This is a genomic window from Actinomycetospora endophytica (assembly GCF_021026375.1).
GTDB classification, from domain to species: domain Bacteria; phylum Actinomycetota; class Actinomycetes; order Mycobacteriales; family Pseudonocardiaceae; genus Actinomycetospora; species Actinomycetospora endophytica.
Map to the genome: position 1 here is coordinate 798,482 of NZ_JAJNDB010000001.1, position 24,646 is coordinate 823,127.

The 24,646-nt window shown below is 73.1% G+C and carries 39 protein-coding genes; 5 read left to right on the top strand and 34 right to left on the bottom strand.

What is annotated here, in order from left to right:
- The first annotated feature begins 32 nt into the window (after positions 1-32).
- From eccD to LQ327_RS03815, 5 genes are all read left to right on the top strand, one after another.
- Positions 33-1,646, top strand: a complete 1,614-nt coding sequence (gene eccD / locus LQ327_RS03795) for a type VII secretion integral membrane protein EccD (protein WP_230730210.1) — start codon at positions 33-35, stop codon at positions 1,644-1,646.
- Positions 1,643-2,932 (top strand): S8 family serine peptidase, encoded by a 1,290-nt coding sequence (locus LQ327_RS03800; protein WP_230730211.1) that lies wholly within the window; start codon positions 1,643-1,645, stop codon positions 2,930-2,932. The genes eccD and LQ327_RS03800 overlap by 4 nt, the downstream gene beginning before the upstream one ends.
- A complete protein-coding gene (gene eccE, locus LQ327_RS03805) occupies positions 2,929-4,143 on the top strand; it encodes a type VII secretion protein EccE (RefSeq protein ID WP_230730212.1) in 1,215 nt (404 codons plus the stop codon). The genes LQ327_RS03800 and eccE overlap by 4 nt, the downstream gene beginning before the upstream one ends.
- A 31-nt stretch (positions 4,144-4,174) precedes the next feature.
- Complete coding sequence (locus LQ327_RS03810; protein WP_230730213.1) at positions 4,175-4,918, top strand: hypothetical protein; 744 nt, start codon at positions 4,175-4,177, stop codon at positions 4,916-4,918.
- Between the two features lie 98 nt (positions 4,919-5,016).
- Positions 5,017-5,478: a DUF4188 domain-containing protein gene (locus LQ327_RS03815; protein ID WP_230730214.1), complete on the top strand. Its 462-nt coding sequence runs from the start codon at positions 5,017-5,019 to the stop codon at positions 5,476-5,478.
- Between the two features lie 7 nt (positions 5,479-5,485).
- Here the strand turns inward: LQ327_RS03815 and truA are convergent, their stop codons facing one another.
- The 34 genes from truA to rpsJ form a co-directional block, all read right to left on the bottom strand.
- Positions 5,486-6,307 (bottom strand): tRNA pseudouridine(38-40) synthase TruA, encoded by an 822-nt coding sequence (truA, locus tag LQ327_RS03820; RefSeq protein WP_230732992.1) that lies wholly within the window; start codon positions 6,305-6,307, stop codon positions 5,486-5,488.
- Positions 6,308-6,441: 134 nt separating this feature from the next.
- Positions 6,442-7,125 (bottom strand): 50S ribosomal protein L17, encoded by a 684-nt coding sequence (rplQ, locus tag LQ327_RS03825; protein ID WP_230730215.1) that lies wholly within the window; start codon positions 7,123-7,125, stop codon positions 6,442-6,444.
- Between the two features lie 84 nt (positions 7,126-7,209).
- Complete coding sequence (locus LQ327_RS03830; RefSeq protein WP_230730216.1) at positions 7,210-8,274, bottom strand: DNA-directed RNA polymerase subunit alpha; 1,065 nt, start codon at positions 8,272-8,274, stop codon at positions 7,210-7,212.
- Between the two features lie 91 nt (positions 8,275-8,365).
- Complete coding sequence (gene rpsD, locus LQ327_RS03835) at positions 8,366-8,971, bottom strand: 30S ribosomal protein S4 (protein ID WP_230730217.1); 606 nt, start codon at positions 8,969-8,971, stop codon at positions 8,366-8,368.
- Positions 8,972-8,991: 20 nt separating this feature from the next.
- Entirely contained in the window at positions 8,992-9,402 is a 411-nt protein-coding gene (gene rpsK, locus LQ327_RS03840; RefSeq protein WP_230730218.1) for a 30S ribosomal protein S11, read from the bottom strand.
- Positions 9,403-9,434: 32 nt separating this feature from the next.
- A complete protein-coding gene (rpsM, locus tag LQ327_RS03845) occupies positions 9,435-9,815 on the bottom strand; it encodes a 30S ribosomal protein S13 (protein ID WP_230730219.1) in 381 nt (126 codons plus the stop codon).
- 185 nt (positions 9,816-10,000) lie between these two features.
- The gene (gene rpmJ, locus LQ327_RS03850; RefSeq protein ID WP_018330934.1) at positions 10,001-10,114 is read right to left on the bottom strand and encodes a 50S ribosomal protein L36; all 114 of its coding nucleotides are present in this window, start codon (positions 10,112-10,114) and stop codon (positions 10,001-10,003) included.
- 31 nt (positions 10,115-10,145) lie between these two features.
- Positions 10,146-10,367 carry a translation initiation factor IF-1 gene (infA, locus tag LQ327_RS03855; protein ID WP_030532868.1) on the bottom strand — a complete coding sequence of 74 codons (222 nt, stop codon included), beginning with the start codon at positions 10,365-10,367 and terminating at the stop codon, positions 10,146-10,148.
- A 246-nt stretch (positions 10,368-10,613) separates the two neighbouring features.
- Positions 10,614-11,087 (bottom strand): DUF1707 SHOCT-like domain-containing protein, encoded by a 474-nt coding sequence (locus tag LQ327_RS03860; RefSeq protein WP_230730220.1) that lies wholly within the window; start codon positions 11,085-11,087, stop codon positions 10,614-10,616.
- Positions 11,088-11,140: 53 nt separating this feature from the next.
- A complete protein-coding gene (gene map, locus LQ327_RS03865; RefSeq protein ID WP_269069442.1) occupies positions 11,141-11,950 on the bottom strand; it encodes a type I methionyl aminopeptidase in 810 nt (269 codons plus the stop codon).
- 99 nt (positions 11,951-12,049) lie between these two features.
- Positions 12,050-12,607 carry an adenylate kinase gene (locus tag LQ327_RS03870; RefSeq protein ID WP_230730221.1) on the bottom strand — a complete coding sequence of 186 codons (558 nt, stop codon included), beginning with the start codon at positions 12,605-12,607 and terminating at the stop codon, positions 12,050-12,052.
- 100 nt (positions 12,608-12,707) lie between these two features.
- On the bottom strand, positions 12,708-14,039 hold the full coding sequence (gene secY, locus LQ327_RS03875) for a preprotein translocase subunit SecY (protein ID WP_230730222.1): 1,332 nt from the start codon (positions 14,037-14,039) through the stop codon (positions 12,708-12,710).
- Between the two features lie 248 nt (positions 14,040-14,287).
- On the bottom strand, positions 14,288-14,749 hold the full coding sequence (rplO, locus tag LQ327_RS03880; protein WP_230730223.1) for a 50S ribosomal protein L15: 462 nt from the start codon (positions 14,747-14,749) through the stop codon (positions 14,288-14,290).
- 3 nt (positions 14,750-14,752) lie between these two features.
- Positions 14,753-14,932 carry a 50S ribosomal protein L30 gene (gene rpmD / locus LQ327_RS03885; RefSeq protein ID WP_230730224.1) on the bottom strand — a complete coding sequence of 60 codons (180 nt, stop codon included), beginning with the start codon at positions 14,930-14,932 and terminating at the stop codon, positions 14,753-14,755.
- 3 nt (positions 14,933-14,935) lie between these two features.
- The gene (gene rpsE, locus LQ327_RS03890; protein ID WP_230730225.1) at positions 14,936-15,538 is read right to left on the bottom strand and encodes a 30S ribosomal protein S5; all 603 of its coding nucleotides are present in this window, start codon (positions 15,536-15,538) and stop codon (positions 14,936-14,938) included.
- A 40-nt stretch (positions 15,539-15,578) separates the two neighbouring features.
- On the bottom strand, positions 15,579-15,980 hold the full coding sequence (gene rplR, locus LQ327_RS03895; protein ID WP_230730226.1) for a 50S ribosomal protein L18: 402 nt from the start codon (positions 15,978-15,980) through the stop codon (positions 15,579-15,581).
- The gene (gene rplF, locus LQ327_RS03900) at positions 15,980-16,516 is read right to left on the bottom strand and encodes a 50S ribosomal protein L6 (protein WP_230730227.1); all 537 of its coding nucleotides are present in this window, start codon (positions 16,514-16,516) and stop codon (positions 15,980-15,982) included. The genes rplR and rplF overlap by 1 nt, the downstream gene beginning before the upstream one ends.
- 18 nt (positions 16,517-16,534) lie before the next feature.
- A complete protein-coding gene (rpsH, locus tag LQ327_RS03905) occupies positions 16,535-16,933 on the bottom strand; it encodes a 30S ribosomal protein S8 (RefSeq protein ID WP_230730228.1) in 399 nt (132 codons plus the stop codon).
- The gene (locus LQ327_RS03910) at positions 16,930-17,169 is read right to left on the bottom strand and encodes a hypothetical protein (protein WP_230730229.1); all 240 of its coding nucleotides are present in this window, start codon (positions 17,167-17,169) and stop codon (positions 16,930-16,932) included. Before LQ327_RS03910 ends, rpsH begins: the two co-directional genes overlap by 4 nt.
- Before the next feature lie 5 nt (positions 17,170-17,174).
- Entirely contained in the window at positions 17,175-17,360 is a 186-nt protein-coding gene (locus LQ327_RS03915) for a type Z 30S ribosomal protein S14 (protein WP_018330919.1), read from the bottom strand.
- 2 nt (positions 17,361-17,362) lie between these two features.
- Positions 17,363-17,923 (bottom strand): 50S ribosomal protein L5, encoded by a 561-nt coding sequence (gene rplE, locus LQ327_RS03920; protein ID WP_230730230.1) that lies wholly within the window; start codon positions 17,921-17,923, stop codon positions 17,363-17,365.
- Positions 17,923-18,243, bottom strand: a complete 321-nt coding sequence (gene rplX / locus LQ327_RS03925) for a 50S ribosomal protein L24 (RefSeq protein WP_230730231.1) — start codon at positions 18,241-18,243, stop codon at positions 17,923-17,925. Before rplX ends, rplE begins: the two co-directional genes overlap by 1 nt.
- A gap of 4 nt (positions 18,244-18,247) precedes the next feature.
- Complete coding sequence (gene rplN, locus LQ327_RS03930) at positions 18,248-18,616, bottom strand: 50S ribosomal protein L14 (RefSeq protein ID WP_230730232.1); 369 nt, start codon at positions 18,614-18,616, stop codon at positions 18,248-18,250.
- A 58-nt stretch (positions 18,617-18,674) separates the two neighbouring features.
- A complete protein-coding gene (gene rpsQ / locus LQ327_RS03935; protein WP_269069129.1) occupies positions 18,675-19,013 on the bottom strand; it encodes a 30S ribosomal protein S17 in 339 nt (112 codons plus the stop codon).
- Positions 19,010-19,246 (bottom strand): 50S ribosomal protein L29, encoded by a 237-nt coding sequence (rpmC, locus tag LQ327_RS03940; protein ID WP_269069130.1) that lies wholly within the window; start codon positions 19,244-19,246, stop codon positions 19,010-19,012. Before rpmC ends, rpsQ begins: the two co-directional genes overlap by 4 nt.
- Positions 19,246-19,662 (bottom strand): 50S ribosomal protein L16, encoded by a 417-nt coding sequence (gene rplP, locus LQ327_RS03945; RefSeq protein ID WP_230730233.1) that lies wholly within the window; start codon positions 19,660-19,662, stop codon positions 19,246-19,248. Before rplP ends, rpmC begins: the two co-directional genes overlap by 1 nt.
- Positions 19,663-19,665: 3 nt before the next feature.
- Complete coding sequence (gene rpsC / locus LQ327_RS03950; RefSeq protein WP_230730234.1) at positions 19,666-20,496, bottom strand: 30S ribosomal protein S3; 831 nt, start codon at positions 20,494-20,496, stop codon at positions 19,666-19,668.
- The gene (gene rplV, locus LQ327_RS03955) at positions 20,496-20,906 is read right to left on the bottom strand and encodes a 50S ribosomal protein L22 (RefSeq protein ID WP_230730235.1); all 411 of its coding nucleotides are present in this window, start codon (positions 20,904-20,906) and stop codon (positions 20,496-20,498) included. Before rplV ends, rpsC begins: the two co-directional genes overlap by 1 nt.
- 49 nt (positions 20,907-20,955) lie before the next feature.
- Entirely contained in the window at positions 20,956-21,237 is a 282-nt protein-coding gene (gene rpsS, locus LQ327_RS03960; protein WP_230730236.1) for a 30S ribosomal protein S19, read from the bottom strand.
- A gap of 19 nt (positions 21,238-21,256) precedes the next feature.
- Positions 21,257-22,096 carry a 50S ribosomal protein L2 gene (rplB, locus tag LQ327_RS03965; RefSeq protein WP_230730237.1) on the bottom strand — a complete coding sequence of 280 codons (840 nt, stop codon included), beginning with the start codon at positions 22,094-22,096 and terminating at the stop codon, positions 21,257-21,259.
- 18 nt (positions 22,097-22,114) lie between these two features.
- A complete protein-coding gene (gene rplW, locus LQ327_RS03970; protein WP_230730238.1) occupies positions 22,115-22,414 on the bottom strand; it encodes a 50S ribosomal protein L23 in 300 nt (99 codons plus the stop codon).
- Positions 22,411-23,058, bottom strand: a complete 648-nt coding sequence (gene rplD, locus LQ327_RS03975) for a 50S ribosomal protein L4 (RefSeq protein WP_230733004.1) — start codon at positions 23,056-23,058, stop codon at positions 22,411-22,413. The genes rplW and rplD overlap by 4 nt, the downstream gene beginning before the upstream one ends.
- Positions 23,059-23,201: 143 nt before the next feature.
- Complete coding sequence (rplC, locus tag LQ327_RS03980; RefSeq protein WP_230730239.1) at positions 23,202-23,879, bottom strand: 50S ribosomal protein L3; 678 nt, start codon at positions 23,877-23,879, stop codon at positions 23,202-23,204.
- A gap of 8 nt (positions 23,880-23,887) precedes the next feature.
- A complete protein-coding gene (rpsJ, locus tag LQ327_RS03985; protein WP_018177839.1) occupies positions 23,888-24,193 on the bottom strand; it encodes a 30S ribosomal protein S10 in 306 nt (101 codons plus the stop codon).
- Positions 24,194-24,646 lie beyond the last annotated feature (453 nt).

The following is a 24,646-nucleotide window of genomic DNA, read 5'->3' on the forward strand; positions in this document are numbered from 1 at the left end:
CGAGGGAACGGATCTCCGGGGAGGGGGAGTCGATGAGCACCGGCACCGGCCGGGGGCCTGCCCCGGTCGCGCTCGGGCGCCCGTCGGAGAGGCCGGGCCCGCCCGCCGGGCCCGCGCTCGTGCCCACCCCGGCCGCGCCCGACGACGCCGCCCCGGTCACCCGGATCTCGGTGCTGGCCCCCACCACGCGCGTCGACGTGGCGCTACCGGGGGACGTCCCGGTGGCCGACCTGCTCGGCGTCCTCGTCGAGATGACCGAGCGGGCCGCTCCGCCCGAGGGCCCGCCGCCGTGGCGCGGGGAGGCGGTCCGCAGCGCCGACCGTCCTGCCGCCACCGGGTGGACGCTGGCCCCGCTCGGCGGAGCCCCGGTGGACCCGCGCCACACCCTCGACGGGCTCGGTGTCCTCGACGGCGACCAGCTCGTGCTCCGCCGTCGCGGCGAGGCGGCGCCCGCTCCGCTCTACGACGACGTCGTGGACGCGGTCGCCGAGTCCACCCCCGCGAGCTACCGGCCGTGGGACGCGGGCTGGGCGCACGCGCTCGGCCTCGTCGGCGCGGCGACCGCGGGCACGCTCGCCCTCGGGGCGCTCCTCGCCGCCGGCCGGGGGCCCGGTACGGCGGGCGGCCTCGTCACCGCGGGTGCGGCCGCCGCGGTGGCGGTCCTCGCCGCGCTGCTCGGGGCCTCCTCGACGCGACTGTTCTCCCGTGCGGGGGCCGGGGCGGTGCTCGGGCTGCTCGCCACCGCCGCGGGCGCGGTGTGCGGTCTCGCGGCGGTGCCCGTCGAGGACGCGACCGCCGGGGCCCTGCTGGACGGCGCCGGCACCCCGCACCTGCTGCTCGCGTCGGCGCTCGCGCTGGTCACCGCGGGCGCGTCACTCCTGGGCACCGCGCGCACCGACCGGGTCGCGCTCGCCGTCCTCGTCGGGCTCACCACCGCCGCGGGGATCGCGACGGCCGTCGGGGCGGTCGCGACCGTCGTCGGCGCCCTGGCCGCGGCCCGCGGCACGGACGTCAGCGCGCCCGCGGTGGCGGCCGGCGCGGGCGCCGTCGCGCTGGTGGTGCTCTCCGCACTGCCCCGGCTCGGGATCGCGCTCGCCCGCCTGCCGCTGCCCCAGGTCCCCGCGTCCGCCGCGGAGCTCGCCCAGGACGCCGGCCCCGGGGATCCGGCGGCGCTGGACCGCCGCGCCGACCGCGCCCACGCCGTGCTCGCGGGGCTGGCGGGCGGCACCGTCGCCGCGCTCGCCGCGTCCGCCGCCGTCCTCGCCGCGGCGCCGGGCGAGGGCTGGCAGGGCACCGCGGGCTGGGTGCTGGCGGTGCTGCTCGTCGTCCTGCCCGCCCTGCGCTCGCGCAGCTACGCGAACGCGGTCCCCGCGGCGATCCTGCTGCTCGGGGCCGTCGTCGGCGGCGCGGCCGTCGGGGCCGGCGCGGTCGCCGCGGCGCCGCCCGGCATCGCCCGGGTCGGGCTCGCGCTGGCCGCGGTCGTCGCTGGCGGGCTCTGCGTGCTGCTCGGCTCCGCGCTCCCGGGGCGGCGGTCCTCCCCCGCGATGCGCCGGGCGGTGGACCTGCTCGAGGGCCTGGGGATCACCGCCGTCATCCCGCTCGCGCTCGCGGTGTGCGACCTCTACACGGCGGTCCGGCTGCTGTGAGGCGCGCTCTCGCCGCCGTGCCCGCCGCCGTGCTCACCGTCCTGCTCACCACGGCGGGCCCGGCGGCCGCCCAGGCCGTCGCGCCCCCGGTCCCTCCGGCGCCGGACGAGGCCGCGCTCGCCGCCCTGCCCGTCGGGCCCACCGCACTCCCGGGGCTGACCTCGCGCGGCCCCTGCCCGGCCGGGATCGCGCCGGACGGGTTCACCGCCCTGGTCCCCGACCCCGACGCCGTCCCGGGTGCCGACGCGCGCGGCGTCACGGTCGCGGTCGTCGACTCCGGGGTCGCCGCGCACCCGCGCCTGGCCGGCGGCGTCGTCGACGGCGGCGACTTCGTCGCGGGTCGGTCGGCCATCGAGGACTGCGACGGCCACGGCACCGCGGTCGCGGGCGTGATCGCCGCCGCGCCGGGCCCCGACGACGGCGTGGGCGGCGTCGCGCCGGGCGCGCGGATCCTCGCGGTGCGCGCCGACAGCGCGTGGTCGGCGAGCGCTGGGTCGGCCGGGGCGGGCGACGAGGCCACCCTGGCCCGCGCGGTCCGGGCCGCCGCCCAGCGCCCCGGCGTCGGGGTGATCACCCTCGCCGTCGCCGCGTGCCGTCCCGCCGCCTCGCTCGTCGGCGGTGCCGACCCGGCCCTCGGAGCGTTGCGGGCCGCGGTCCACGACGCCGCGGCCCGGGGCGTCGTCGTGGTCGCCGCCGCGGGGAACACCGGCCCGGCGTGCCCGGCCAACGATCCGGCGCAGACCTCGGAGCGGGTCACGACGGTGCCCTCCCCCGGCTGGTTCGGCGACGACGTCCTGACCGTGGGTGCCCTGGACGACTCCGGGCGCGCGGACCCGTCGTCGCTGGCCGGGCCGTGGGTGGACCTCGCCGCGCCCGGCGGCGTCCCGGCCGCCCTCGACGCGCGCTCGGCGGGGCTGACCGCCGACCTCACGCTGCCCGGCTCCGCCCCGGGCCCGGTGACCGGGACGAGCTTCGCGACCGCGCGGGTGGCCGGGGCCGCCGCCCTGCTGCGGGCCCGTTTCCCGACGATGCCGGCCGGCGAGGTCGTCGCACGGCTCGTCGGGACCGCCGCGCCGGTGGCGGGCGCGGTCCCGGGGCACGACCCGGTGGCCGGGGCGGGCGCGCTCGACGTACGCGCGGCGCTGGCCGGGTCCCGACCGCCCGCGCCGGCGCCGCCGTCCGCCCCGTCCGGGGCCGACACGCTGCCCTGGGTCGCCGTGGGCGCCGTCGTCGTGGTCCTCGTCGTCGCCGCGGTCACGCTCGTCCGGCGCCGGAGCGCGCGGTGAGTGCGCCGGAGCGGGCGGTCGTGCGCGCCTCGCCGGGAGACGGGGACGGCCGGCTCCCCGCCGCCGGGCCGGTCCGGATCGGCGGGCTCCTGGTGGTCGAGGTGGGGCTCGCGGTCGCGCTGGGTCTCCTGGCCCTCGGCGCGGGGCTCCCGGTGGCCGGGATCGTCCTGTCGGTCGCGCTGGTCGCGGGTCTGGTGCGGGTGCGCGGCGAGCTCGTCGGGGCCTGGGCGGTGCTGGCGCTGCGCCACCGGCTGCGGACCCGGGAGACATCGACCGACCCCGCCGCGGCGGACGCGGACGGCCTCGACCTCGGTCCGCTCGATCCGGCCGTCGGCGAGGTCACCGTGGTCGACGACCGCGACCACGACGGCCGGCCGGTGGCCGTCGCGGGTGCCGACGACGGCACGTGGTCGGCCGTCCTCGTCGTCGACCCCGATGAGCAGCCGCTCCTGATCGACGCGCCGTGGTCGGGCGGGTTCCCGCTGGCCGCGCTCGCGGGCACCCTGACCGACCGCGGGGTGGTCCTCGACGCTCTCACCGTCGTCCGCCACGTCCGTCCGGGCGGCGCCGACTCGCCCGCTCGGCAGGCCCACCGCCAGGTGCTCGGGCCGCTGGCCGACGCCGCGCACCGCAGTGCGTGGCTCGTCGTGCGGCTCGATCCCGACCGCTGCCCGGGCGCGGTCGCCGAGCGCGGCGGCGGGGTGCTGGGAGCCCGACGCGCGCTCGTCGGGGCCCTCGCCCGGATCGGTCGCGTCCTCGCCGAGGCCGACCTCCCGGTACGGCCGCTGGACCGCGACGGGCTGCGCGACGCCGTGGCGACCGCCGCGGCCGCGGACCTCGACCGCGCCCCGGGCGGAGTGACCGAGCGGTGGGACGCGGTCGTCGTCGGGGAGGTCGGGCACGCCACGTGGGCCGCGACCGACCTCGCCGTCGCCCCCGGCGCGCGCCTCGACCTCGACGACCTCGTCGCCCCCGACGCCGTCACGACCCTCGCGCTGGCGCTGCTGCCCGACCAGGCGCTGCCCGACGGCGACGCGGCCGTGGGTGTGGCCGCGCGGGTGCGGGTCAGCGCCCGGACCCCCGAGGCGCTGATCGACGCGGGTGCCGCCGTCGTCGGGGCGGCCCGGGCGCGCGGGATGGTCCTCGAACCGCTGCACGGACGACAGGTGGCGGGCCTGCGCAGCACGCTGCCGCTCGGGGGCCTGACGTGAGCCGGGGCGCTGACGTGAATCGGGACCTGACGTGACCGGGCGCCGCACGGCTCCCGGACCCGCCGGCACCGTCCGCCTCCGCGCGGGCGCTCTCGACGCGCTGTCCGCCCCGGTCGCGCCCGCCGGCATCGTGCTGGGCGCCGACGAGGACGGGGCGCCGGTGACGCTCGCGCTGCTGCGCCCGGTGCCCACGCGCGTCGTCGTGCTCGGGGCGTTGCACTTGGCGCGGCAGGTCGCGCTGCGCACCGTCGCCCAGGGCGCCCGCCTCTCGGTCACGACGGGCCGGCGCGCCGCGTGGGAGCCGGTCGCGCGGGCCGCGGCCGACCCGGACCGGGTACGGATCGGGACCGACGAGGCACCACCCGAGGAGGCCCCACCCGCTCGAACAACACCCGCCGAAGCCGCGCCCCGCGGCGCGGCACCCCGGCCCGGCGACACCGACGCCCTCCTCACCGTCCACGACCGCGGCGCCACGGCCGCGAGCCCCGCACCGCCCGCCGGGCCGTGGCGGGCGACGATGCTCGTGCTGCCCGCGCTGTCCCCGGCGGTCGCGGACGCCGCGGACGACGCCGACGTCGTGCTCCTCGGGCGCATGCCACCCCAGGAGGCCGACCTGGCTGCCCGGCTGTGGCGGCTCACCGAGCCGATGGCCGAGTCGCTCCGGACGCTGCCCGACCACGGCGTCGTCGTGCTCGGGCGCAATCTCTGGCGGCGCCTCGACCTGGTCACCGCCGAGCGGGAAACGGCGCTGATCGGCCCCGTTCGGCGCAGCTGAGATCCCGTCCTGTCCCCGTTGTCGCCCGCTCGTCCGCTTGCTCCCCACGGATGCCGGAGTAGGACGGGTTGACCGGACACGCGACGTCAGGGGGAGCCGTGACGACCACCCGCATGCGCGCCGAGATCGACGGTGACTTCGTCGTCTTCCTCATCGGCGCCCGTTTCGACCTTCGCCACCCGATCCGGACCTTCAAGGACCTCGGCGGGCGCCGCGGCATGAAGTACATGCTCGACCACCTCGTGGCGCACCCCGAGAAGGGTCTGCTCGGCTACACCATGGGCTATCCGGTGATCGTGCAGTACTGGCGCTCGTTCGCCCACCTCGAGGCCTTCGCCCGCGACCGCGACGATCCGCACCTGGCCGCCTGGCAGAACTTCTACCACCGCCACGGGAAGACCGGCATCTGGCACGAGACCTACCTCGTCCCGGCGGGGCAGTACGAGGCCCTCTACGCGAACATGCCCGCGTTCGGTCTGGGCCGCGCCGGACGGCAGGTCCCGATGACGGGGGCCTCGCACGCCCGCGACCGCGTGACCGCGGCGGGCGGGAACCCCTGATCGGGGCTCACGAGCCCAGCGTGCGCACCGCCCGCGTCGTCGCCGCCCGGGCCGCGAGCCCGTCGTCGTCGGGGTAGTCCACCCCGGTCAGCCGCAGCCCGTGCGCGGCCACGACGTGGATCTCGGACGACCGCTCCCGGCGCTCGAGCAGCCCGGCGGGCCACTCCACGCCGCGCCGGCCCTCCCCGACGGCGAGCAGCGCGCCGACCACCGAACGGACCATGGAGTGGCAGAAGGCGTCCGCGGACAGGCGGGCCTCGACGACGTCGCGCTCGTCGGGCACCTCCGCCCAGGACAGCCGCTGCAGCTCGCGGATCGTCGTCGCGCCCTCGCGGGGTCGGCAGAAGGCGGCGAAGTCGTGCTCGCCGAGCAGGCCGTCCGCGGCCGTCCGCATGGCCTCGACGTCGAGAGGGCGGGGCCAGCGCAGGGTGTCGCGGGCCCGCAGCGGTTCCGGGCCGGAGGGCGCGGTGCAGACGCGGTAGGCGTAGTGGCGACGGAAGGCGGAGAACCGGGCGTCGAAGCCCGGGGGTGCGGCGGTCACGGCGTGGACGCGCACGTCGGGCGGCAGCATCCGGGCGAGCCGCCGGACGAGGCCGTCGGGCACCGCGCCACCGTCCAGCAGCGCGGTCCCGGTCGCGGGGACGTCGACGTGGGCGACCTGCGCGTCGGCGTGGACGCCCGCGTCGGTGCGCCCGGCGACGGTGAGCGCCACCGGCCCGCGCGCGAGCGTCGAGAGCGTCTCCTCGAGCACCCCCTGCACCGTGCGCAGCTCCGGCTGGCGCGCCCAGCCGGCGAAGTCGGTGCCGTCGTAGGCGAGATCCACCCGCAGCCGCGTCAGCGATGGTCCTCTGCTGACATCCGACGTCAGGATGAACCCTTCCTCACATCCGCGGTCCGCAGACACCGCGGGCCCGCCGTCGGTGTCGACGGCGGGCCCGGGGTCGTGCTCGGGGGTCGGTCCGGTCAGGACTTCCCCTCGGTCTCGTCGCCGTCGGAGCCCTCGGTCTCGAGGCCGGCGTTCGCCGCGGCGTTGTCCGCCATCGGCTCGGGCACCTCGTCCTCGGCACCGGAGTCCTCAGCACCGGAGTCCTCAGCGGCGGCCTCGGCCTCGGGGACCTCGGTGTCGGCGTCCGTCCCGACGGCGTCCTGCGCCTCGACGGCGTCGGAGGTGTCGTCATCGGACTCGGAGGCCGCGATCGTCGCCGCGGTGGCCGCCGCGCCGGTGGCCTGACCACCGACCTCACGACTCGCCGCGGAACGCGTGGCCGCCGACGCCTCGGTCGACGCGAGCCGCTCGTTGACCAGCTCGATGATCGCCATCGGGGCGTTGTCGCCCTTGCGCGGCAGCGTCTTCACGATGCGGGTGTAGCCGCCGGGACGGTCCGCGAAGAACGGGCCGATCTCGGCGATGAGGCGGTGCACCACGTCCTTGTCACGGATCTGCTGCGAGATCTCGCGACGGTTGTGCAGGTCGCCCTTCTTCGCCTTCGTGATGAGGCGCTCCGCGTACGGGCGCAGGCGCTCGGCCTTGGCCCGCGTGGTGTGGATCCGGCCGTGGGTGAACAGCGACGTGGCCAGGTTGGCCAGCATCAGCTTCTGGTGCGACGGGGATCCCCCGAGGCGCGGGCCCTTGGTGGGCGTGGGCATGTCTCGCTCCTGGTCTCGTGACGCCTTTCCTCCCCGGTCCGCGGTGCGGGCCGGGGAGGGGGCAGCACGTCAGAGTGGGTGGTCTTAGAGCTGTTCGGTCTCGGCGTAGTCCTGGCCGTCGTCCGTGCCGAACGAGCCGTAGCCGCCGCCGTCGTAGGAGTCGTAGCCCTCCGACGGGTAGTCGGCCGCGGCGGCGCTCGGGTCGAACCCGGGCGGGCTGTCCTTGAGGGCCAGCCCCAGGCCCGCCAGCTTCATCTTGACCTCGTCGATGGACTTCGCACCGAAGTTGCGGATGTCCAGCAGGTCGGCCTCCGAGCGGCCGACGAGCTCGCCGACCGTGTGGATGCCCTCCCGCTTGAGGCAGTTGTAGGACCGGACCGTGAGGTCGAGGTCCTCGATGGGCATGGCGAACGCGGCGATCGAGTCGGCCTCGGCGGGCGAGGGCCCGATCTCGATGCCCTCCGCGTCGACGTTGAGCTCGCGGGCCAGACCGAACAGCTCGACGAGCGTGCGGCCGGCGGACGCGATGGCGTCGCGCGGGGTGATCGACGGCTTGGTCTCGACGTCGAGGATCAGCTTGTCGAAGTCGGTGCGCTGCTCGACGCGGGTCGCCTCGACCTTGTAGCTGACCTTGAGCACCGGCGAGTAGATCGAGTCGACCGGGATGCGGCCGATCTCGGCGCCGGAGGCCTTGTTCTGGGCGGCGGGGACGTAGCCGCGGCCACGCTCGACGACCAGCTCGACCTCGAGGCGGCCCTGGTCGTTCAGGGTCGCGATGTGCAGGTCCGGGTTGTGCACGGTGACCCCGGCGGGCGGGACGATGTCCCCCGCCGTGACCGTGCCCGGGCCCTGCTTGCGCAGGTACATCGTCGCCGGCTCGTCCTCCTCGGAGCTCACGACGAGCTCCTTGAGGTTCAGGATGATGTCGGTGACGTCCTCCTTCACCCCCGGGACGGTGGTGAACTCGTGGAGGACCCCGTCCACCCGGATCGAGGTGACGGCCGCGCCCGGGATGGACGACAGCAGGGTCCGCCGCAGCGAGTTCCCGAGGGTGTAACCGAAGCCCGGCTCGAGCGGTTCGATGACGAATCGCGACCGGGTGTCGTCGACCGGCTCCTCGGAGAGGGCCGGGCGCTGGGAGATCAGCACTTCTGGTGTTCCTTCCGGTGCTCGGGCATCCGCTATTTGACGCCGAACGGTGGAACCCGCCCCGGCGGGATCGCCGGGGCGGGAGGTCGAGCTACTTGGAGTAGAACTCGACGATCAGCTGCTCCTGCACGGGCGTGTCGATCTGCGCGCGCTCGGGCAGCTGGTGGACGAAGATGCGCAGCGTCTCCGGGACGACCTGCAGCCAACCGGGCACCGGACGGTCCCCGAACGACTCCTTCGCGTCCACGAAGGGCAGCATGTTCCGCGACTTGTCGCGGACGTCGATGATGTCGTACTGCGTCACCCGGTAGCTGGGGACGTCCACCTTCTCGCCGTTGACGAGGAAGTGGCCGTGCCCGACGAGCTGGCGGGCGGCACGCCGCGTGCGGGCGAGCCCGGCGCGGTAGACCACGGAGTCCAGACGCGACTCGAGCAGGCGCAGGAACTCGTCGCCGGTCTTGCCCTCGCGACGGTTCGCCTCCTCGTAGTAGCGGCGGACCTGCTTCTCCTGCACGCCGTAGGTGAAGCGGACCTTCTGCTTCTCCTGCAGCTGGAGCAGGTACTCGGACTCCTTGATGCGGATCCGGCCGTGCTGCCCCGGCGGGTACGGACGGCGCTCGAAGGACTTGTCGCCGCCGACGAGGTCGACCTTGAGGCGACGCGACTTGCGCGTGATGGGTCCGGTGTAGCGAGCCATCTCTCGTTCTCCTCTCGGCCCTAGACCCGGCGACGCTTCGGCGGGCGGCAGCCGTTGTGGGGCTGCGGGGTGACGTCGGAGATCGTCCCGACCTCGAGGCCGGCGGCCTGGAGCGAACGGATGGCCGTCTCGCGGCCCGAGCCCGGGCCCTTGACGAACACGTCGACCTTCTTCATGCCGTGCTCGGCCGCCTTGCGGGCCGCGTTCTCGGCGGCCATCTGGGCGGCGAACGGCGTCGACTTGCGCGAGCCCTTGAAGCCGACGTGGCCGGCGGAGGCCCAGCTGATCACCGCGCCCGCGGGGTCGGTGATCGAGACGATCGTGTTGTTGAACGTGCTCTTGATGTGCGCCTGGCCCTGGGAGATGTTCTTCTTCTCCCGGCGGCGCACCTTCTTCGCTCCGGCCGCGCCGGTGCGTGTCCTGGGTGGCATGCAAAAGCTCCTGGTGAGGTGATCGGGCCCCGCTACTTGCGGGCGGCCTTCTTCTTGCCGGCGACGGTCTTCTTCGGGCCCTTGCGCGAGCGGGCGTTGGTCTTCGTCCGCTGGCCGTGGACCGGAAGGTTCCGGCGGTGACGCAGGCCCTGGTAGCTGCCGATCTCGACCTTGCGCCGGATGTCCGCCTGGATCTCGCGGCGCAGGTCACCCTCGACCCGGAGATTGCCCTCGATGAACGCGCGGATGGCCGCGGCGTCGGAGTCGGTCAGATCCTTGCTCCGCAGATCGGGGTCGATCCCGGTCTCGGCGAGGATCGTCCGGGACTGGCTGCGGCCGATCCCGAAGATGTAGGTCAGCGCGATCTCCATCCGCTTCTCGCGGGGGAGGTCGACGCCGGAAATGCGTGCCATGGTGGCCCGTACTCCTCGTGTCGTCGGGAGGTGTCGGCCCCCGCCCGCCCCGGACGGTCGAGTGACCGTTCGGGCCCCGGCCTCCCGGGCCGAGGGTGGTTCCGCCGAGTCGATGTCGACGTAGGTACGGGGGTGTTCTTCTGGCGTCACCCGGGCCTGGACCCGGGTTCAGGGCTGAGCTGGTGTCAGCCCTGGCGCTGCTTGTGCCGCAGGTTGTCGCAGATGACCATGACCCGCCCGTGACGGCGGACCACCTGGCACTTGGCGCAGATGCGCTTGACGCTCGGCTGGACCTTCACGATCTCGTCCTCGCTGCCTGATCTGCTGGGTTCACTTGTAGCGGTAGACGATCCGGCCGCGCGACAGGTCGTACGGCGACAGCTCGACCACGACCTTGTCCTCGGGGAGGATTCGGATGTAGTGCTGACGCATCTTGCCGCTGATGTGTGCCAGGACCTTGTGCCCGTTCTCGAGCTCGACCCGGAACATCGCGTTGGGCAGGGGCTCGATGACCCGGCCCTCGACCTCGATGGCGCCGTCCTTCTTCGCCATGTCCTCCGCACTTCTCTCCGGATCGCCGGGCTCCCGCACCCGACCAGGGAGGCCGGGGACGCTCGCCGGGCGACCACGTCGTCCCGCTGCACCACCGACATGCGGGTGCATGCCGGATCGGGTCCGCGAGGACACACCGGAGCACACGGACCCACCTGAGGGTGTGGTGACGCGTGCGGACACCGGCACGACACGCGCACCAGCCTTCGAGTGTACGCGGGGCGTGCCCACCCCCTGACCACCGGGTCAGGACGACGGGCGGCCTCCTGTGCAGGGCGTTCGTCCTGCCCGGCCGGCCGCACCGAGCAGCAGCGCGAGCCCCCACGGACCGGCCACCCAGATCCACCACGGGTACACCGCCGCACCCGAACCGAGGGTCACCGCGAGCCAGATCAGCACGTTCACCGCGCTGATGAACGCCCACGCCGCCACCGCGCCGCGGAGGCCGCCCGAACCGGGTCCGAGTGGCACCGGCGGGGCCGGAAAGCCGTGCGGAACCGCCCGAGGACGGGGCGCCGCCCGCGCCGGCTCCGGCGCCGCCGACGGCAGGTCCGTCAGCAGCGGCGCGAGGTCGTCACGCACCACCGCGCCGTGCGCCGCGCGGACCCGCTCGTCGTACTCGGCGAGCGTCAGCCGCCCCTCGCCATGGGCCTGCGTCAACCGATCCGCCGCCTGCGCGCGGTCCGCGTCGGACACCCGCATCGCACCCTGCTCGGCCATCACGATCACCCCTGGTCCCGGTCTCGGGACCAGAGTAGCGGATAGCGGACAGCTCAGCTATCCGCTTTCTCCTCGGGCGCGGTCAGGACCCAGGGGCCCGCCTCGGTCACGGCGACGGTGTGCTCCCAGTGCGCCGCCCGCGCCCCGTCGGCCGTGACGACGGTCCACTCGTCGTCGAGCTCCTCGGTCTCCGCGTCGCCCGCCGTCAGCATCGGCTCGACCGCCAGGACCATGCCCTCGCGCAGCCGCAGACCCGTCCCCGGCCGCCCGAGGTTCGGCAGGAACGGCTCCATGTGCATCTCGGTGCCGATGCCGTGCCCGCCGTAGTCCTCGACGATCCCGAATCCCTCGCCCGCGGGGCTCCGGTGGCGCCGGGCCTCCGACTCCACCGCGGCCGAGATGTCGCCCAGCCGGTTGCCGGGCCGGACCTCGGCGATCCCGGCCCACATCGCGGCGCGGCAGGCCGCCGAGAGCTCGGCGTCGCCGGGGTGCGGGGCCCCGACCGAGACCGTGACCGCCGCGTCCCCGTGCCAGCCGTCGAGGATCGCGCCGCAGTCCACCGAGAGCAGGTCGCCCTCGACGAGGACGGTGTCCGGGCTCGGGATCCCGTGGACCACCTGGGAGTTGACCGAGGCGCAGATGCTCCCGGGGAAGCCGTGGTAACCGAGGAACGACGGCACCGCGCCGGCCTCGCGGATGGTGGACTCGGCCAGGGCGTCGAGATCGGCGGTGCTCGCACCGACCACCGCGGCCGCGCCCACCCGCTCGAGGGTGGCCGCCACGACGAGGCCGGCCGCGCGCATCGCCTCGATCTCGGCCCGGGACTTGACCTGGATGTCGGTCCCGATCCGCCCGCCGGACAGGCGCCCGGCGACGCGGCCGAGGTTCACCCCGACGTCGGCCAGGCTCGCCCCGCCGACGGCGCCGGCCTCCCGGACGACCCGGCCCAGCCCCACCGCCGCTCAGTCCTCCGGCTCGTCGGCCAGCGCGTCCATCGCCCGGTCGGTGACCTCGTCCATCGAGCCCATGGCGTCGACGGTGACGAGGATGTCGCGGTAGTACTCGATCAGCGGCGCGGTCTCCCGGCGGTAGACCTCCTGCCGGTTGCGGATGACGTCCTCGGTGTCGTCCGAGCGCCCGCGGCCCATCAGACGCGAGATGAGCTCCTCGTCGTCGACCTCGAAGAGCAGCACCGCGTCGAGGCGCTGGTCGAGGTCGGCGAGCACCTTGCCGAGCTCGTCGGCCTGCGAGGTGTTGCGGGGGAACCCGTCGAGCAGGAAGGCCTCGGCCGCGTCCGGCTTCCCCAGCCGGTCCCTGACCATCGCCACGGTGACCTCGTCCGGCACCAGGTCGCCCGCGTCGACGTAGCGCTGGGCCTCCTTGCCGAGCTCGGTCCCGTTCTTCATGTTGTCGCGGAACAGATCGCCGGTGGAGATGTGCGGCGCGTCGAGCCGTTCCGACAACCGCGCCGCCTGCGTGCCCTTGCCGGCTCCGGGCGGCCCCACCAGAACGATCCTCATGTCCACTCCTCTCCTGCGCGCCCCTGAACGGTCACGCGTGTCCATCCTGCCCCGGCGGGGCCGTCCACGGCCCCGGCGACCCGGGCAGGGAACGCGCCCGTCAGCGCAGGAAGCCCTCGTAGTTGCGCTGCATCAGCTGGCTCTCGATCTGCTTCACGGTATCCAGGCCCACACCGACCATGATCAGAACCGCCGTGCCACCGAAGGGGAAGTTCTGGTTGCCGCCGCTCTGGCCGCCCTGGCCGGTGAGGCCCAGGAAGAAGTTCGGGAGGACCGCGATGATGCCGAGGTAGATCGATCCCGGCAAGGTGATCCGCGAGAGGACGTACTGGAGGTACTCCGCCGTCGGCCGCCCCGGACGGATGCCGGGGATGAAGCCCCCGAACTTCTTCATCTCGTCGGCACGTTCCTCGGGGTTGAACGTGATCGCGACGTAGAAGTACGTGAAGAAGATGATCAGGGCGAAGTACAGCAGGATGTGGACCCAGTTGGACTGGTTCGACAGGTAGGTCTGCACGAACGCCGAGAAGCCCGAGTTCGAGTTGCCCGCGATCCGCGACAGCAGGTCGGGCAGGTAGAGCAGCGACGAGCCGAAGATCACCGGGATGACACCGGCCTGGTTGACCTTCAGGGGCAGGTAGGTCGACGTCCCGCCGTACATCCGCCGCCCGACCATGCGCTTGGCGTACTGCACCGGGATGCGCCGCTGGCCCTGCTCGACGAACACGACGCTCGCGATGATCGCGAGGCCGAAGACGCAGACCACGGAGAAGACGACGGCGCCCGAGCTCGTGAGGATCTGCTGGCCCTCGGCCGGGATGCGGGAGGCGATCGAGCAGAAGATCAGCAGCGACATGCCGTTGCCGACGCCGCGCTCGGTGACCAGCTCGCCGAACCACATGATGATCGACGTGCCGGCCGTCATGACCAGCACGATCACCGCGAGGTCGAAGATGCCGGCGTTGGGCAGGATCGGGAACTGCGACGGGTCGCAGTTCTGGAACAGCTGCCCCCGGTCGGCCAGCGCCACGATGCCGGTGGACTGCAGGACGGCCAGCGCGATGGTCAGGTAGCGCGTGTACTGCGTCAGCGTGCCCTGACCGGACTGGCCCTCCTTCTTCAGCTGCTCGAAGCGTGGGATGACCACGGTGAGCAGCTGGATGATGATGCTCGCCGTGATGTACGGCATGATGCCCAGCGCGAAGATCGACAGCTGGAGCAGCGCACCACCGGAGAACAGGTTGATCAGGGAGTAGACGCTCGCCGCGTCGCCGCCCTGGACCTGGCGCAGACAGGCCTGCACGTTGGTGTACGAGACCCCGGGAGCGGGCAGCGTCGCGCCGAGTCGGTAGATCGCGACGATGCCGAGCGTGAACAGGATCTTCTTGCGCAGGTCCGGCGTCGCCAGCGCGGACCGCACGGGGCCGAGCACTCGGACCTCCAGCTGGTCGTCGATGGGGCTCCGCCGCTCGACCGGTCACCGGCCGGCTCCCCCGACGGGGTCCGGGTCCGGACCGGGGCGGTACCGATCCCGCGACTGAATGAGCACGTCCCGGGATCGGGCGGGGCCTCGGGCGAGAATAACAGCAGGCGGATGGGCCCTTGACCGGCCCGGCCCCCGACGCGAACGGGCCCGGGGTGCCGATCGGCACCCCGGGCCCGGAAGCTGCGTGCGGAGGGTCAGACGACCGTGGTCGTCCCGCCCGCGGCGGTGATCTTCTCGGTGGCCGAGCCGGAGAACGCGTGTGCGCTCACCTGCAGGGTCACCGACCCGAGGTCGCCCTCGCCGAGCACCTTCACGGGCTGCCCGGCACGGACGGCGCCGGCGGTCACGAGCTCGGCCGGGCCGACCTCGCCGCCGTTCGGGAACAGCCGGGCGAGGTCGCCGACGTTGACGACCTGCGCGACGACCTTGTTGCGGTTGCGGAAGCCCTTGAGCTTCGGCAGGCGCATCTGCAGCGGCATCTGCCCACCCTCGAACGTCGCGGGGACGTTCTTCCGGGCGCCGGTGCCCTTCGTGCCGCGGCCCGCGGTCTTGCCCTTCGAGGCCTCACCGCGACCCACGCGGGTCTTCTCCGTCTTGCTGCCCGGCGCCGGACGCAGGTGGTGCAGCTTGATCGGGGACTCAGTGTTCTCCGGCATACCTCAGACCTCCTCGACCGTGACGAGGTGCCGCACGGTGTGGATCAGGCCGCGGTTCTGCGGGGTGTCCGGACGCGTCACCGACGCGCCGATCCGACGCAGGCCGAGCGTCCGCAGGGACTCGCGCTGGTTGCGCTTGCCCCCGATGTCGGAGCGGGTCTGCGTGACCTTGAGGTCGGCCATGGCTCAGACCCCCTGACCGGCGCGCTGACGCAGCATCCGCGCCGGCGCGACCTCGTCCAGCGGCAGGCCCCGGCGGGCCGCGACGGCCTCGGGGACCTGCAGCGCCTTCAGGGCGGCCACCGTGGCGTGCACGATGTTGATGGCGTTCTGGCTGCCCAGGGACTTGGACAGGATGTCCGCGATCCCCGCGCACTCCAGGACCGCGCGCACCGGGCCGCCGGCGATGACACCGGTACCGGGGCTCGCGGGGCGCAGGAGCACGACGCCCGCGGCGTCCTCGCCCTGCACGGGGTGCGTGATGGTGCCGCCGACGCGGGGGACGCGGAAGAAGTTCTTCTTCGCCTCCTCGACGCCCTTCGCGATCGCGGCGGGCACCTCCTTGGCCTTGCCGTAGCCCACGCCGACCTCGCCGTCGCCGTTGCCGACGACCACGAGCGCGGTGAAGCTGAAGCGACGGCCGCCCTTGACGACCTTGGCCACGCGGTTGATGGCGACGACGCGCTCGAGGTGCGGCGTCCTGTCCTGGGCGCCGCCGCGGCCGCCGCCCTGACGGTCGCGGTCGCGTCCGCCCTGGCCGCCGCCCTCGCGGCGCTGAGTGCCCGGCATCAGGCGTCCTTCCCTTGCGTGTTCTCGATCGAGAGGGCCATCAGAACGTCAGGCCCCCCTCGCGGGCCGCATCGGCGAGCTGCGCGATACGGCCGTGGTAGCGGCGACCACCGCGGTCGAACACGACCGCCTCGATGCCCGCCTCCTTGGAGCGGCTGGCGACGAGCTCGCCGACCTTCGCGGCCTGCGCCTTCTTGTCGCCCTCCAGCCCGCGGATGTCGGCCTCCATGCTCGAGGCGTGCGCGAGCGTGTGGCCCGCGAGGTCGTCGATGACCTGCGCGGTGATGTGCCGCGAGGAGCGGGTGACGACCAGGCGCGGACGGACCGGCGTGCCCTCGACCTTCTTGCGCAGGCGCGCGTGCCGACGCACGCGGCCCGAGCGCCGGGTCTCGGACACGTTCTTGCCGATCTGGGTCGGCTTCTTCTCTGTGGTCGCAGCCATCACTTACCCGTCTTCCCGACCTTGCGGCGGATCTGCTCGCCGGCGTAGCGCACGCCCTTGCCCTTGTAGGGGTCGGGCCGGCGCAGGCGCCGGATGTTCGCGGCGATCTGACCGACGACCTGCTTGTCGATGCCCTGCACCGAGAAGCGGGTGGGGCTCTCGACCGCGAAGGTGATGCCCTCGGGCGCCTCGATGCGCACGGGGTGGCTGTAGCCGAGCGCGAACTCGAGGGCGTTGCCCTTGAGCTGCACGCGGTAGCCGACGCCGTGGATCTCGAGCTTGCGCTCGAAGCCCTGGGTCACCCCGAGCACGAGGTTGTTGAGCAGCGAGCGCGACAGCCCGTGCAGCGAGCGGTTCTCCCGCTCGTCGTCGGGGCGCGAGACCGAGAGGACGCCGTCCTCCAGGTCGACCCCGATGGGACGGTCGACGGTGTGGCTCAGGGTGCCCTTGGGCCCCTTCACCGTGACGTTCTGGCCCTCGATCGCGACGTCCACGCCGGACGGCACGGAGATCGGGGCCCTTCCGATGCGTGACATGGTTCGGTTCCCCTTCCGCTACCAGACGAAGGCGAGGACTTCCCCGCCCATCCGTCGCTGGTGGGCCTGGCGATCGGTCAGCAGCCCCGAGGACGTCGAGATGATCGCGACGCCGAGGCCGCCGAGCACGCGCGGCAGCTCGGTCGACTTCGCGTAGATGCGCAGACCGGGCTTCGAGATGCGCTTGAGGCCGGCGATGCTGCGCTCGCGGTTCGGCCCGTACTTCAGGTCGATGACCAGCGACTTGCCGACGGCCGCCGGCTCGTCGCGGTATCCCGCGATGTAGCCCTGCTCGAGCAGGACCTGGGCCACGTGGGCCTTCAGCTTGCTGTGCGGCATCTTCACGTCCTCGTGGAACGCCGAGTTGGCGTTCCGGATGCGCGTGAGCATGTCCGCGATCGGGTCGGTCATCGTCATCGCGACCAGGTCACCTTCCTCGCCGTGGTACCCCGGGTCGTCCGGCGGGCGGACGACTCCGTGGCGGGCCTGCGGCGGCCGGGGCGGGTCTGAGAGTTGCTTCGGAGGGTGGTCGCCGTGCCGTCGAGCAGGTGCTCACGGTGGGCGACACGCTGGATGAGGGTCAGCAGCTGCGGGTCGATCGCCCGACCCGGCAGCTCGTCGGAGTCGGTCGGCCCGACGACGCCGTCGTCCACGCGGCTCACCACGAGGACTTGCTGACGCCCGGGAGCTCGCCCCGGTGCGCCATCTCGCGCAGGCAGACGCGGCAGAGCCCGAACTTCCGCAGGACCGCGCGCGCACGCCCGCAGCGGTTGCAGCGGGTGTACCCGCGGACCTTGAACTTCGGGGTCGCGGCGGCCTTGTTGACCAGTGCCTTCTTCGCCATGCTCAGTTCTCCCTGAACGGGAAGCCGAGGGCACGCAGCAGGGCCCGGCCTTCCTCGTCGGTGGTCGCGGAGGTGACCACGGTGATGTCCATCCCCCGCGGCCGGTCGATCGAGTCCTGGTCGATCTCGTGGAACATCGACTGGTCGGACAGACCGAACGTGTAGTTGCCCGAGCCGTCGAACTGCTTGGGCGACAGCCCGCGGAAGTCGCGGATGCGCGGCAGCGAGATCGAGACCAGGCGGTCGAGGAACTCCCACATCCGCGCACCCCGCAGCGTCGTGCGGGCGCCGATCGGCATCCCCTCGCGCAGCTTGAACTGCGCGATCGACTTGCGGGCCTTGCGGATCTCCGGCTTCTGGCCGGCGATGAGGGTGAGGTCGCGGACCGCACCCTCCATCAGCTTGGAGTCGCGCGCGGCCTCGCCGACGCCCATGTTCACGACGACCTTGACGACGCCGGGCACGAGCATCGAGTTCGGGTAGGAGAACTGCTCCGTCAGCGACTGACGGATCTCGTCCCGGTAGCGCTGCTGCAGCCGGGGACGGGTCTCAGTGCTGGTCACTAGATGTCCTTCCCGTTGCGGCGCGAGACACGCACGCGCTTCTGCTCGCCCTCGCCGCCGTCGCGGTAGCCGACGCGGGCCGGCTTGCCGTCCGAGTCGACGACCATCACGTTCGAGACGTGGATGGCGGCCTCCTGCGTGACGATCCCGCCGGACTGCGCGCCGCGCTGGTTCGCGGACTGTGCGGTGTGCTTCTTGACGCGGCCGACGCCCTCGACGAGGACCCGGTCACGCTCGGGGTAGGCCTGGATGACCTTGCCCTTCGCGCCCTTGTCCTTGCCGGCGATGACGAGGACCGTGTCGCCCTTCTTGACCTTCATCTGGCTACAGCACCTCCGGCGCGAGCGAGATGATCCGCATGAACCGCTTGTCGCGCAGTTCGCGGCCCACCGGGCCGAAGATGCGGGTCCCGCGGGGCTCGCGGTCGTTCTTGATGATCACCGCGGCGTTCTCGTCGAACTTGATGTACGAGCCGTCCGGGCGGCGCTTCTCCTTGGCGGTGCGCACGACGACGGCCCTCACGACATCACCACGCTTCACGCCCGACGCCGGGATGGCCTCCTTGACGGTGGCCACGATGACGTCGCCGATCCCCGCGTAGCGGCGGGATGAGCCACCGAGCACGCGGATGCACAGGATTTCCCTGGCACCCGTGTTGTCGGCGACCCGGAGTCGCGACTCCTGCTGGATCACTGCTTCTCTCCTGACCTTCCCGGCGACTCACGCCGCCGGATGGTTTCCGGGTGGCTGGTTACTTGGCCTTCTCGAGGATCTGGACGAGGCGCCAGCGCTTGGTCGCCGAGAGCGGCCGGGTCTCCATGAGGAGCACGCGGTCGCCGGGACCGGCGGTGTTGTTCTCGTCGTGCGCCTTGACCTTCTTGGTCCGGCGGATGACCTTCGAGTAGCGCGGGTGCTTCACCCGGTCCTCGAGGCTGACGACGATCGTCTTGGACATCTTGTCCGAGACCACGAGACCCTCACGCGTCTTGCGCAGGCCCCGGTCGTCGTTGCGCTCTCCGGGCTTCTGCTCGGCAGGGGCGTCGGCCTTGACCTCGCTGCGCACCTGCTCGCTGTCGGCGGCGCTGGTCATGCCGCTCCCTCCTCGTCAGGAGCCACGGACAGACCCAGCTCCCGCTCGCGCATCACGGTGTAGATGCGGGCGATGTCGTGCCGGACGGTCCGCAGCCGGCGGTTGTTGTCGAGCTGCCCGGTCGCCATCTGGAAACGCAGGTTGAACAGCTCGGCCTTCGCCTCGCGAGCACGCGCGACCAGGTCCTCGGCCGTGAGCTCGCGGAGCTCGCTGGCGGGGATTCCCGCTGCCATCAGAACGCCTCCTCTCGGGTGACGATGCGGCAGCGCATCGGCAGCTTGTGCTGCGCGCGACGCAGTGCCTCACGGGCGGTGGCCTCGTTCGGGTAGCTCATCTCGAACATGACCCGGCCGGGCTTCACGTTCGCGATCCACTTCTCCGGCGAGCCCTTGCCGGAACCCATGCGGGTCTCGGCCGGCTTCTTGGTGAGCGGCCGGTCCGGGAAGATGTTGATCCAGACCTTGCCGCCACGACGGATGTGGCGGGTGATCGCGATACGGGCCGACTCGATCTGGCGGTTCGTGACGTAGCCGTGCTCGAGCGCCTGGATCCCGTAGTCGCCGAACGCCATGTGCGTCCCGCCCTTGGCGGCACCCGACCGGTCCGGCCGGTGCTGCTTGCGGAACTTGACCTTGCGGGGGATCAGCACGCGTCAGCCCTCCGATCCGGGGCTCGTGGTGGTCGACGCACCCGCCGCGGCCTCGGCGGCGGCGCGCCCGGCCTCGGTGGAGGTCCCGGTCGTGCCGGACGAGCCGGAACGACGGCCACGCGGGCGGTCGTTGCGGTTCCCGCGGCCGCCGCGCGGCTCGCGGGTCGCGGCGTCGAGCGCCGCCTGGCGCTCGGACTCCCGCTTGCCGCCGACGACGTCGCCCTTGTAGATCCAGACCTTCACGCCGATGCGGCCGAAGTTGGTCCGGGCCTCGAACAGGCCGTAGTCGATCTCCGCGCGGAGCGTGTGCAGCGGCACCCGGCCCTCGCGGTAGAACTCCGAGCGCGACATCTCGGCACCGCCGAGGCGGCCGGAGCACTGCACCCGGATGCCCTTCACGCCCGGCGAGCGCATGGCCGACTGCATGGCCTTGCGCATCGCGCGACGGAACGACACGCGGTTCGACAGCTGCTCGGCCACGCCCTGCGCGACGAGCTGCGCGTCGGCCTCGGCGCCCTTGACCTCGAGGATGTTGAGCTGGACCTGCTTGCCGGTCAGCTTCTCGAGGTTGCCGCGCAGCCGGTCGGCCTCCGCACCGCGGCGGCCGATGACGATGCCCGGGCGGGCGGTGTGGATGTCGACGCGCACCCGGTCGCGGGTGCGCTCGATCTCGACCTTGGAGATGCCGGCCCGCTCCATGCCCTTGGAGAGCATGCGGCGGATCTTGACGTCCTCGGCCACGTAGTCGGCGTACTGCTTGTCGGCGTACCAGCGGGACTTCCAGTCCGTGGTGATGCCCAGGCGGAACCCGTGCGGGTTGATCTTCTGACCCATCAGCGGGTCCTTCCCTTCGAGCGCTGGCGACCACCCTTGCCGTCGGGCACCGAGGTGACCTCGACGGTGATGTGGCTGGTGCGCTTGCGGATGCGGTACGCGCGCCCCTGCGCCCGGGGCTGGAACCGCTTCATGGTCGGGCCCTCGTCCACGGTGATCGTCGAGATGACGAGCGTGGAGGGGTCCAGGTCGAAGTTGTTCTCGGCGTTCGCCACCGCGCTCGCGACGAGCTTGGCGACCGGCGTGGCCGCCGCCTGCTCGGCGAACTGCAGCACCGAGGCGGCCTGGCCGACGGGCATGCCGCGCACGAGGTCCACCACGCGGCGGACCTTCATCGGCGACATGCGCACGTAGCGAGCCCGCGCGACCGCACCCTGGGGTGCAGCCTCGGAGTCGGCTGGTGCAGCCATCGTTCGTTACCTTCCTTGGTTTCGCGGACCGGAACCGTCGGGTCGTCACCTAGCGGCGACGGGACCGGCGGTCCTCCTTGACGTGCCCGCGGAACGTGCGGGTCGGGGCGAACTCGCCGAGCTTGTGCCCGACCATGGCCTCCGAGACGAAGACCGGGACGTGCTTGCGCCCGTCGTGGACGGCCAGCGTGTGGCCGATCATGTCGGGGATGATCGTCGACCGGCGCGACCAGGTCCTGATCACGGTCTTCCGGTTCGACTCGTTCAGCGCGTCGACCTTCTTGAGCAGGTGGTCGTCGACGAACGGCCCCTTCTTCACACTGCGCGGCATCGCTGTCTCTCCTCCCTGCTCAGCGCTTCTTGTTCTTGCCGGTACGCCGGCGGCGCACGATCATGCGGTCGCTCTCCTTGCGGCCGCGCGTGCGGCCCTCCGGGGTACCGGCCGGGTTGACCGGGTGACGTCCACCGGACGTCTTGCCCTCACCACCGCCGTGCGGGTGGTCGACCGGGTTCATCGCGACACCGCGCACCGTCGGGCGCTTGCCCCGCCAGCGGTTGCGGCCCGCCTTGCCCCAGTTGATGTTCGAGTGCTCCGAGTTGCCGACCTCGCCGATGGTGGCGCGGCAGCGGACGTCGACGTTGCGGATCTCGCCCGAGGGCATCCGGAGCTGGGCGTGGGGCCCGTCCTTGGCCACGAGCTGCACCCGCGCACCCGCCGACCGCGCGATCTTCGCGCCGCCGCCGGGGCGGAGCTCGATCGCGTGGATCACGGTGCCGGTGGGGATGTTGCGCAGCGGCAGGTTGTTGCCCGGCTTGATGTCGGCCTTCGGGCCGCTCTCCACCGGGTCGCCCTGCCCCAGCCGCTCCGGCGCGATGATGTAGCGCTTCTCGCCGTCGGCGTAGTGCAGGAGCGCGATGCGCGCGCTGCGGTTCGGGTCGTACTCGATGTGCGCGACCTTGGCCGGCACGCCGTCCTTGTCGTTGCGACGGAAGTCGATCAGGCGGTAGGCCCGCTTGTGCCCGCCGCCCTGGTGCCGGGTCGTGATCCGGCCCGAGGCGTTACGGCCGCCCTTGTTGTGCAGCGGCCGGATGAGCGACTTCTCCGGGTGGTCGCGCGTGATCTCGGCGAAGTCCGAGACGCTCGCGCCGCGCCGCCCGGCGGTCATCGGCTTGTACCTGCGGATTCCCATGGTTGTCTGCTAACTCCCTCAGGCCCCGGGCCCGCCGAAGACGTCGATCGTCCGGCTCTCCGGCGTCACGGTGACGACGGCGCGCTTGGTGTCCTTGCGCTTGCCGAAGCCGCGACGGGAGCGCTTGCGCTTCCCGTCGCGGTTGAGCGTGTTCACGCTCGCCACGGTCACGTCGAAGATCTCCTGGACGGCGATCTTGATCTGGGTCTTGTTCGCGTCCGGGCGCACCAGGAACGTGTACTGGCGCTCCTCGAGAAGGCCGTAGCTCTTCTCCGAGATCACCGGCGCGAGGATGACGTCGCGCGGGTCCGCGATCACTGGTCGACCTCCTCGGTGCCCGCGGTGCGGGCACTGACGAACGCGTCGAGCGCGGCGGTCGTGAAGACCACGTCGTCCGCGCGGAGCACGTCGTAGGTGTTGAGCTGGTCCGGGGTCAGCAGGTGGACCGCCGGGAGGTTCGCCACGCTGCGGCGGCTCGCCTCGTCGTCGCGCAGGACGACGGCCAGGACCTTCTGGTGCTCGCGGCTCGGCGCGACGACGCCCTCGAGGGCCGTGCGGGCGCCCTTCGTCGACGGCGTGGCGCCCTCGACGAGGCCCGAGAAGACGTGGATGCGCTCGTGACGGGCGCGGTCCGAGAGGGCCCCGCGCAGCGCGGCGGCCTTCATCTTCTTGGGGGTCCGCTGCGAGTAGTCCCGCGGCGTCGGCCCGTGGACGGTGCCACCGCCGGTGAACTGCGGCGCGCGGGTCGAGCCCTGACGGGCGCGGCCGGTGCCCTTCTGGCGGTACGGCTTCTTGCCGCCGCCGCGGGTCTCACCGCGGGTCTTGGTGTCGTGCGTGCCCTGGCGGGCCGCCGCGAGCTGCGCGGTGACCACCTGGTGCATCAGCGCGGTGGACGCCGGGGCGTCGAAGAGAGCCCCGGGGAGCTCCACGGTGCCGTCGGTGCCGCCCGCCGGCGTGTGCACCGGGACGGAGCGGGTCTCGCCGGTGCCCGCGGCGGCGTGCGCCTCGCGACGGGCGAGCCGACGGGCCTCGCCCGCGGTGTACGACGGACGTCGGATCTCCAGGGCGCCGCCGGCGCCCGGCGCCGGAGCGGTCGAGGAGGAGGTCACTGCTGGTCACCGCCCTTCGGGTGGACCTTGGCCGCGGAGGTCACGAGGACCATGCCGCCGCGCGGGCCGGGGACGGCGCCGCGGATCAGCAGCAGGCCTGCGTCGGCGTCCACGCCGTGCACGGTCAGGTTCTGCGTGGTGCTCTTGACGTTGCCCATGCGGCCGGCCATGCGCGTGCCCTTGAAGACCCGCGCCGGGGTGGCGCAGCCGCCGATGGAGCCCGGCGAGCGGTGCTTGCGCTGCGTGCCGTGGCTCGCGCCGAGGCCGCCGAAGCCGTGGCGCTTCATGACGCCGGCGGTGCCCTTGCCCTTGGTGGTGCCGGAGACGTCGACGATCGCGCCCGCGTCGAACGCGGTGGCGTCGACCTCCTGGCCGACCTCGTAGGACGAGGCGTCCGAGGTGCGCAGCTCGACGAGGTGGCGGCGCGGCGTGACGCCGGCCCGGCTGAAGTGGCCGGTCTCCGGCTTGTTCACCTTGCGGGGGTCGATGGCGCCGAAGGCCAGCTGCACCGCGTTGTAGCCGTCGGTCGAGGGGGTCCGCACCTGCGTCACGACGCAGGGGCCCGCCTTGACCACGGTCACGGGGACGACGCGGTTCGCCTCGTCGAACACCTGGGTCATGCCGACCTTGGTGCCGAGGACGCCGCTCATCTGCCTCTCGCTCGTGGAAGACATCTCCGGCCTCACTGGATGTTGACGTCGACGCTGGCCGGCAGGTCGATGCGCATGAGCGCGTCCACCGTCTTGGGCGTCGGGTCGACGATGTCGATCAGTCGCTTGTGCGTGCGCATCTCGAAGTGCTCGCGCGAGTCCTTGTACTTGTGCGGCGAGCGGATGACGCAGTAGACGTTCTTCTCGGTGGGCAGCGGCACGGGGCCGACGACCGAGGCACCGGTGCGCGTCACGGTCTCCACGATCTTGCGGGCCGACGCGTCGATCGCCTCGTGGTCATAGGCCTTGAGCCTGATGCGGATCTTCTGTCCCGCCATGGTGGCTTGCCGTTCCTCTTCTCGTCCTCGACCGGCGTCGCTCCCGGTGCCGCACCCTGTCCTGATGGCGACCGGCCAACTCTCTCCGGTCCCCGCGGTCGGGCGTGTCGACTCCGTCGGCTGCGCGCCCCGGACGCTCGTCGCTCCGCGGCTGGGCCCTCGCGGACCCTCGCTGTTCATGGTGTGTCCGTCCCGTTCCGGTCGACCGACCGGAGACGACACGGTGGGAGCCCGCCAGGGGCACCCTGATCCCGCTTCGCTGTGGTCCCGTGCGCGGTGTCCCGTCAGGACTCCGGTCACGGACCCTGCTCACGCCGGGGCGGTCGGCTCGATACCGACTGAGCCGACCGCCCGGGCAAGCAACCTCACCAGTGTCGCACGCGCAGCTCAGCGCGCCGACACCGGGGGTGGGGACCCCCGGAGCGGTCCCCGCCCGGGGGGGGGGGGCCGGGG